At 73.8% G+C, this 8,361-nt stretch carries 6 protein-coding genes; 4 read left to right on the top strand and 2 right to left on the bottom strand.

Annotated elements, in window-relative coordinates:
* Positions 1–193: 193 nt before the first annotated feature.
* A complete protein-coding gene (locus ACH4C6_RS33570; RefSeq protein ID WP_398112470.1) occupies positions 194–1,546 on the bottom strand; it encodes a diaminopimelate decarboxylase in 1,353 nt (450 codons plus the stop codon).
* Positions 1,547–1,674: 128 nt separating this feature from the next.
* On the opposite strand from ACH4C6_RS33570, the gene hutU reads away from it, so the two are divergent.
* Genes hutU through hutI form a run of 4 tightly spaced genes read left to right on the top strand, consistent with a single transcriptional unit; the run spans position 1,675 to position 7,170 of the window.
* Complete coding sequence (gene hutU / locus ACH4C6_RS33565; protein WP_398112469.1) at positions 1,675–3,339, top strand: urocanate hydratase; 1,665 nt, start codon at positions 1,675–1,677, stop codon at positions 3,337–3,339.
* On the top strand, positions 3,336–4,553 hold the full coding sequence (locus tag ACH4C6_RS33560; RefSeq protein ID WP_398112468.1) for an allantoate amidohydrolase: 1,218 nt from the start codon (positions 3,336–3,338) through the stop codon (positions 4,551–4,553). Before hutU ends, ACH4C6_RS33560 begins: the two co-directional genes overlap by 4 nt.
* Positions 4,550–5,884, top strand: a complete 1,335-nt coding sequence (locus tag ACH4C6_RS33555; protein WP_398112467.1) for a formimidoylglutamate deiminase — start codon at positions 4,550–4,552, stop codon at positions 5,882–5,884. The genes ACH4C6_RS33560 and ACH4C6_RS33555 overlap by 4 nt, the downstream gene beginning before the upstream one ends.
* A complete protein-coding gene (gene hutI / locus ACH4C6_RS33550) occupies positions 5,881–7,170 on the top strand; it encodes an imidazolonepropionase (RefSeq protein WP_398112466.1) in 1,290 nt (429 codons plus the stop codon). Before ACH4C6_RS33555 ends, hutI begins: the two co-directional genes overlap by 4 nt.
* A gap of 159 nt (positions 7,171–7,329) precedes the next feature.
* Here the strand turns inward: hutI and ACH4C6_RS33545 are convergent, their stop codons facing one another.
* Positions 7,330–8,256 (bottom strand): RNA polymerase sigma factor SigF, encoded by a 927-nt coding sequence (locus ACH4C6_RS33545; protein WP_398112465.1) that lies wholly within the window; start codon positions 8,254–8,256, stop codon positions 7,330–7,332.
* Between the last annotated feature and the right edge of the window lie 105 nt (positions 8,257–8,361).

The raw sequence follows: 8,361 nt of genomic DNA, 5'->3' as shown, positions 1-8,361 counted from the left end.
GGTCGGGCCCAACGGTCTACCGGCCCCGGCGGGGGGCGCCGGGCCCCGGGGGGGCCCCCCCCTCATGCCCCGGCCCCGCGTGGCCCCCGGGGGGGGGGGGGGCCCCCCCCCCCCGCCCCCACCGCCCCGAGCCCGGCCCCCGCCCGCAAGCGACCGCTCCGCTTCCGCCGGTCCCCGGCACGCCCCCCCGCGCTCACATCAGGGCGTCGGCCCGGGAGCCGCCGGATTCTGCGACCACCTCCTGGACGGTCTGCGCCTCGCGGACCACCGCGAACCGGCCTCCCGGCCAGAAGCCGTACACCGCCGGACGCACCAGCGAGTTGTACGCGTAGTGGTGCGCGAAGTAGTACGCCCCGGTGTCCAGCGCCGCCGCGTGGTCCCCCTGCTCCAGCAGCGGCATGGAGCGGCCCTCCGCCAGCAGGTCCCCGGCGAAGCAGGCCGGGCCGGCGACGTCCTGGACCACGTCGGGCCCGTCCTTCGGCCGCCCCTTCGCGTCGTAGGCGGCGATCCGCAGCGGCCAGCTCTGCGGCGCGTACACCGTCCGCGCGGCGACCTGCACCCCGGCGTGCGTGACCGCCACCGCGCGCCCGCCCGAGCTCTTGGCGTACTCCACGCGCGCCACCACCGTGCCGTGCTTGGCCAGCAGCGACCGCCCGAACTCGGTGACCAGCCCGTACCGCCCGTCGAACAGCCCCGGCACCTCCTCGGCCAGCATCCGCGCGTACTGCGCGTACGTCGGCGTGGTGGCCTCCGAGGCGAAGTTCACCGGCAGCCCGCCGCCGATGTCGAGGGTGTCGACCTGCCGCCGGCCCGCCCGCCGGTTGATCTCCTCGGCCAGCGCGTACGTCTGCGCCGCGCCCCGCACCATCAGGGACAGCGGGATGCCCTGGGAGCCGGTGTGCGCGTGCAGCCGGGTCAGCCAGGGCCGGTCCAGGTACGCCCGGACCACCCACTCCCGCGCTCCCTCGTCGCGCAGCGCCACGCCGAACTTGCTGGTCGCCGTCGCCGTCGACAACGCCTCGATGGAGCCCCCGCCGAGCTGCGGGTTCACCCGCATCCCGAGCGGGGAGCGGCTGGACCCCGACCGCATCAGGGCGTCCAGCCGGGCCAGCTCCTGCGGGTTGTCCGCGTTGACCGCGACGCCCAGGTCCAGCGCCTCCCGCAGTTCGGCCGGGGTCTTCGCGGGCGAGTCGAGCACCGTCATCCGCGCCGGCACCCCGGCGGCCCGGGCCAGCGCCAGCTCACCCGGGCTCGCGACCTCGGCGCCGATGCCCTCCTCGCGCAGCAGCCGCAGCACCGGCACCAGCGGGGTCGCCTTGACCGCGAAGGCGTGCAGCACGGGAGTGCCGGGAGCGGTCACCGCCTCGAACGCGGCCCGCAGCGCGGCCGCCGACTCCTTGATGCCGGTGACGTCCAGCAGGGCGACGACAGGGCTGTCCGGCCCGACCAGCCCCTGCTCCACGGCGGCCCGCACCGCCTCGTCACGCCGGGCCGCCCGCCCGGCCGCGGATCCGTCCGTTTCTTCCGTTCCGATGTGTGCGTGCATGCCCTCCAGCCAAACATCCCCGGCGCGGCCGCGTCGGTCCCCGGGGGTGTTGACTAGCTCTATTCATGGCGCCAGGATGTGAATAGAAGCAGCAACATCCCGCGGGAGCACCCATCAGGAGGCAGACCATGTCAGGACCCCGACCCGTCCGAGCACCGCGCGGAACGGAACCGAGCGCCCTGGGATGGCAGCAGGAGGCCGCCCTGCGGATGCTGCAGAACAACCTCGACCCCGAGGTCGCCGAGCACCCCGACAAGCTCGTCGTCTACGGCGGCACCGGCAAGGCCGCCCGCGACTGGCGCTCCTTCGACGCGATGGTCCGCACCCTCAAGGGCCTCAAGCAGGACGAGACCATGCTGGTCCAGTCGGGCCGCCCGGTCGGCGTGATGCAGACCCACGAGTGGGCCCCGCGCGTCCTCATCGCCAACTCCAACCTGGTCGGCGACTGGGCCAACTGGGAGGAGTTCCGCCGCCTGGAGCAGCTCGGGCTGACCATGTACGGCCAGATGACCGCAGGTTCCTGGATCTACATCGGCACCCAGGGCATCCTCCAGGGCACCTACGAGACGTTCGCCGCCGTCGCCGCGAAGAAGTTCGGCGGGACCCTGGCCGGCACCATCACCCTCACCGCCGGACTCGGCGGCATGGGCGGCGCGCAGCCGCTCGCCGTGACGATGAACGACGGTGTCGCGATCTGCGTCGACTGCGACCCGCGCGCCATCGACCGCCGCATCGAGCACCGCTACCTGGACGTGCAGGCCGACAGCCTGGACCACGCCCTCGCCCTGGCGACCGAGGCCCGCGACGCCCGCCGCCCCCTGTCCATCGGCGTGCTCGGCAACGCGGCCGAACTGGTGCCGCAGCTCCTCGCCATGGGCGCGCCCATCGACATCGTCACCGACCAGACCTCGGCCCACGACCCGCTGGCCTACCTGCCGGTCGGCGTGGACTTCGACGACATGGCCGACGCGGCCGCCAAGGACCCGGCCGGCTTCACCACCCGCGCCCGCGAGTCCATGGCCCGGCACGTCGAGGCCATGGTCGGGTTCATGGACGCCGGCGCCGAGGTCTTCGACTACGGCAACTCCATCCGCGGCGAGGCCCAGCTCGCCGGGTACGACCGGGCGTTCGCCTTCCCCGGCTTCGTCCCCGCCTACATCCGCCCCCTGTTCTGCGAGGGCAAGGGCCCCTTCCGCTGGGCGGCCCTGTCCGGCGAGGCGTCCGACATCGCCAAGACCGACAAGGCGATCCTCGACCTCTTCCCGGAGAACGAGTCCCTGGCCCGCTGGATCAAGATGGCCGGGGAACGCGTCCACTTCCAGGGCCTGCCCGCCCGCATCTGCTGGCTCGGCTACGGCGAGCGGGACAAGGCCGGCGAGCGGTTCAACGACATGGTCGCGAGCGGGGAGCTGGCCGCACCGGTCGTCATCGGCCGCGACCACCTCGACTGCGGCTCCGTCGCCTCCCCCTACCGGGAGACCGAGGCCATGCTCGACGGCTCCGACGCGATCGCCGACTGGCCGCTGCTCAACGCCATGGTGAACGTGGCGTCCGGGGCGTCCTGGGTGTCGATCCACCACGGCGGCGGCGTCGGCATGGGCCGCTCGATCCACGCCGGTCAGGTCACCGTCGCCGACGGCACCGCCCTGGCCGGCGAGAAGATCCGCCGGGTGCTCACCAACGACCCCGGCATGGGCGTCATCCGGCACGTCGACGCGGGCTACGACATCGCCGAGTCCGTCGCCGGCGAGCGCGGGGTGCGGGTCCCGATGCGCGAGGGTGACCGGGCGTGACCTTCCACAGCATGTGGGCGGAGCTGCTGCCGATCGGCCGCAGCTCCGCCTCCGGCGGCTACCGCCGCTTCGCCTGGACCGGCGCCGACCTCGACTGCCGGGCCTGGTTCCGGGAGCAGGCCGAGTCCCGCGGCCTCGCCTACGAGACCGACCGCAACGGCAACCAGTGGGCGTGGCTGGGCGACCCGGCCCGGGGCGACGCCGTCGTCACCGGCTCCCACCTCGACTCCGTCCCCGACGGGGGCGCCTTCGACGGGCCCCTCGGCGTCGTCTCCTCCTTCGCGGCGCTCGACGAACTGCGCGCCAGGGGAGCGGACCTCGCCAAGCCCCTCGGGATCGTCAACTTCGGCGACGAGGAGGGCGCCCGGTTCGGGCTCGCCTGCGTCGGCTCCCGGCTCACCGCGGGGCAGCTCACCGTCGACGACGCCCACCGGCTGACCGACGGGGACGGCACCACCCTGCCCCGGGCCATGGAGGCCGCCGGCCACGACCCGGAGGCGATCGGGCCGGACCCCGAGCGGCTCGCCCGCATCGGCGCCTTCGTCGAACTGCACGTCGAGCAGGGCCGGGCCCTGGACCTGTCCGGCGACCGGGTCGGCATCGCCAGCGCCATCTGGCCGCACGGCCGCTGGCGGTTCGACTTCGCCGGCGAGGCCAACCACGCGGGCACCACCCGGCTCGCCGACCGCCGCGACCCCATGCTGCCCTACGCCCAGACCGTCCTCGCCGCCCGCCGCGAGGCCGAACTCGCCTCGGCCGTCGCCACGTTCGGCAAGATCGCCGTGGAGCCCAACGGCGTCAACGCCATCCCCTCCCTCGTGCGCGGCTGGCTCGACTCCCGCGCCGAGGACCAGGACAGGCTCGACTCCGTCGTCGCCGGCATCGAGAAGGCCGCCGCCGAGTACGCCGCCGCCCAGGGTGTCGACCTCGCCGTGGTCCGCGAGTCGTTCACCCCCGTCGTCGAGTTCGACCACGCCCTGCGCGACGAACTCGGCCGCATCCTCGGCAAGGACACCGAGCTGACGGTCCCCGTCCTCGGCACCGGCGCCGGACACGACGCCGGAATCCTGTCCGGGAGCATCCCGACCGCCATGCTGTTCGTGCGCAACCCCACCGGCGTCTCCCACTCCCCGGCCGAGTCCGCCGCCGAGGACGACTGCGTCGCCGGTGTGCTCGCCCTCGCCGACGTACTGGAAGGACTGGCCCGCACGTGACACGGACGTACTGGCTGGAGCACGCCTGGCTCGGCTCGGCCGTCGAGCCGGGCGTCGCCCTGGACGTGGACGGCGGACGCGTCAGCGCCGTCCGCCCCGGAACCCCCGCCCCGCCCCCCGGCGCCGAGATCCTGCGCGGCCTGACCCTGCCCGGCCTGGCCAACGCCCACAGCCACGCCTTCCACCGGGCCCTGCGCGGCACCGTCCAGGTCGGCTCCGGCACCTTCTGGACCTGGCGCGAGGTCATGTACGCCACGGCCGCCCGGCTCACCCCGGACAGCTACCACGCCCTGGCCCGCGCCGTGTACGCCGAGATGGCCCTGGCCGGCATCACGGCCGTCGGCGAGTTCCACTACGTCCACCACGCCCCCGGCGGCACCCCCTACGCCGACCCGAACGCCATGGGCGAGGCCCTGATCGCGGCCGCCGCCGACGCCGGCATCCGCATCACCCTCCTCGACACCGCCTACCTCTCCTCCGGCTTCGGTCACCCGCCCACCACCCCCCAGCTGCGCTTCTCCGACGGCACCGCCGACGCCTGGGCCGAACGCTGCGCCGCCCTGAAGGACCGCGCCCACGCCCGGATCGGAGCCGCGATCCACTCCGTACGGGCCGTGCCCGCCGCCCAGTTGGCGACCGTCGCCCGCTGGGCGGAGGAGCGCCGGGCCCCGCTGCACGTCCATCTCTCCGAGCAGACCGCCGAGAACGACGCCTGCCGCGAGGCCCACGGCCGCACGCCCACCCGGCTCCTCGCCGACCACGGGGTGCTCGGGCCGCGCACCACCGGCGTCCACAACACCCACCTCACCGACGAGGACATCGCCCTGCTCGGCGGCTCCGGCACCGGCACCTGCATGTGTCCCACCACCGAGCGGGACCTGGCCGACGGCATCGGACCCGCCGTCGCCCTGCAACGGGCGGGCTCCCCGCTGTCGCTGGGCTCCGACAGCCACGCCGTGATCGACCTGCTCGAAGAGGCACGGGCCATGGAGCTGAACGAGCGGCTGCGCTCCCGCACCCGCGGCCACTGGACGGCCGCGGCCCTGCTGCGGGCCGCCTCCGCCGACGGCCACGCCGCCCTCGGCTGGCAGGACGCGGGGACCCTGGAGCCGGGCGCGCTCGCCGACTTCACCACCATCCGCCTCGACTCGGTCAGGACGGCAGGGCCGCTTCCGCGACTCGGGGCCGAGACGGCCGTATTCGCCGCGTCGGCAGCGGACGTGTCGCATACGGTCGTGGCAGGCCGGCACGTCGTGCGGGACGGGGTGCACACGCTCGTCCCGGACGTGCCGCGCGCCCTCGCGGACGCCGTCGCAGACCTGCGCGGATGACCCGGGACCGCCCCCGCGGGCGGTCCGCCCCCGACCCCCGGCCCACCGCCGACCAGGCCAGCAAGGACGCCATGAGCAACGCGACGACCGTCAGCCCCGCCCACTCCGCGAGCACCGCAAGCACGCTCATCACCAACATCGCCGCCCTGGTCACCAACGACCCCTCCCTCGGTGACAATTCCCCCCTCGGACTGATCCAGGACGCGGCCGTCGTCATCGAGGGCGACCGCGTCGTGTGGACCGGTGAGCACAGGAAAGCACCCGCCACTGACAACCGGGTCGACGCCGGCGGCCGGGCCGTCCTGCCCGGCTTCGTCGACTCCCACTCCCACCTCGTCTTCGCGGGCGACCGCACGCAGGAGTTCAACGCCCGGATGTCGGGCCGCCCGTACAGCGCCGGCGGCATCCGCACCACGGTCGCGGCCACCCGGGCGGCGAGCGACGAGGAACTGGAGCGCAACCTCACCCGCTACCTCGCCGAGGCGCTCCGGCAGGGCACCACCACGTTCGAGACGAAGTCCGGCTACGGCCTGACCGTCGAGGACGAGGCCCGGGCCCTGCGCCTGGCGGCCGCCCACACCGACGAGGTCACCTACCTGGGCGCCCACGTCGTCTCCCCGGACTACGCGGACGACCCGGCCGGATACGTCGCCCTGGTCACCGGCCCGATGCTCGACGCCTGCGCCCCGCACGCCCGCTGGATCGACGTGTTCTGCGAGAAGGGCGCCTTCGACGGGGACCAGGCCCGGGCCGTCCTCACCGCGGGCAGGGCCAGGGGCCTGCACCCCCGCATCCACGCCAACCAGCTCTCCTACGGCCCCGGCGTGCAGCTCGCGGTCGAACTCGACGCGGCCAGCGCCGACCACTGCACCCACCTGACCGACGCGGACGTGGACGCCCTGGCGAACAGCCGTACCGTGGCCACCCTGCTGCCCGGCGCCGAGTTCTCCACGCGTGCCGCGTGGCCGGACGCCCGCAGGCTGCTGGACGCGGGCGTGACGGTCGCCCTGTCCACCGACTGCAACCCCGGGTCGTCGTTCACCTCGTCCGTGCCGTTCTGCGTCGCCCTCGCCGTACGGGACATGGGCATGACCCCGGACGAGGCCGTCTGGTCGGCGACGGCGGGGGGCGCGGCGGCCCTGCGCCGCACCGACGTCGGCCGCCTCACGCCGGGCGCATACGCCGACCTGACGCTGCTGGACGCCCCCAGCCACGTCCACCTGGCCTACCGCCCGGGCGTGCCGCTGGTCAGCGGGGTGTGGCGGCGTGGAGCGCGCGTGGTGTGACGGCCGGTCCGCGACGACCGGACCGTGCGGGAGCCCACCGAGGGCGACGGCGGCACTGTTCCTCGACTCCTGAAGGGCCGCCGCCCACCACCGGTGGCACGCGCCCGGGGGCGGGCCTTTCGGCCCGCCCCCGAGGGACACGTACACCAGGGTCGAGGGTCACTCCTCGACGGTCAGCCCCTTGCGCAGCCGTACCAGCGTCCGCGACAGCAGCCGCGAGACGTGCATCTGGGAGATGCCCAGCTCCTCGCCGATCTCCGACTGGGTCATGCCGGCGACGAACCGCAGGGACAGGATCTTGCGGTCGCGCGGCGGCAGTTCGGCGATCAGCGGCTTCAACGACTCGACGTACTCGATGCCTTCGAGCCCGTGGTCCTCGTAGCCGATCCGGTCCGCGAGCGCGCCCTCGGAGTCGTCCTCCTCCGGCTGGGCGTCCAGCGAGGAGGCGGTGTAGGCGTTCGACGCCGCCATGCCCTCGACGACCTCGTCGGCGGAGATGCCGAGGCGCTCGGCCAGTTCGGCCACCGTCGGGGCGCGGTCCAGCTTCTGGGCCAGCTCGTCACCGGCCTTGGCCAGGTCGAGCCGCAGCTCCTGGAGCCGCCGCGGAACGCGTACGGACCACGACGTGTCGCGGAAGAAGCGCTTGATCTCGCCGATGATGGTCGGCATCGCGAACGTGGGGAACTCGACACCCCGCGACAGCTCGAAGCGGTCGATCGCCTTGATCAGGCCGACCGTGCCGACCTGGATGATGTCCTCCATCGGCTCGCTGCGGGAGCGGAACCGGGAGGCGGCGAACTTGACCAGCGCGAGGTTCAGTTCGACGAGCGTGTTGCGGACGTACGAGTACTCGTAAGTCCCTTCCTCCAGCGTCTCGAGGCGCTCGAAGAGGGTCTTGGACAGGGCCCGCGCGTCGACCGCGTCGACGTCCTCGTACGGGGGGATGTCCGGAAGTCCGGCGAGAAGGTCGTCCTGTGTGACGAGCATCTCGTCCTGCTCGATGGGATCCAGATGTTCCGGAGGGGGTGTCGACGTCGCTTCCTGGGTACGCGATCCGTCGAGCCGGGGTGACATGATGTCCTCCATCGTTCTCGGCATATGGCTGCCGGAGCCAGTACGTGCACTGCGGTGTGCGGCGCCTCCAAAGCCGGCCGTGTCGGGTACGTGTCCCTACTAGGCCTACCCGCTTTC

The organism is Streptomyces sp. NPDC017943 (assembly GCF_044328425.1).
Taxonomy (GTDB): Bacteria; Actinomycetota; Actinomycetes; order Streptomycetales; family Streptomycetaceae; genus Streptomyces; species Streptomyces djakartensis_A.
This window is presented reverse-complemented; position numbering and strand designations above follow the sequence as displayed.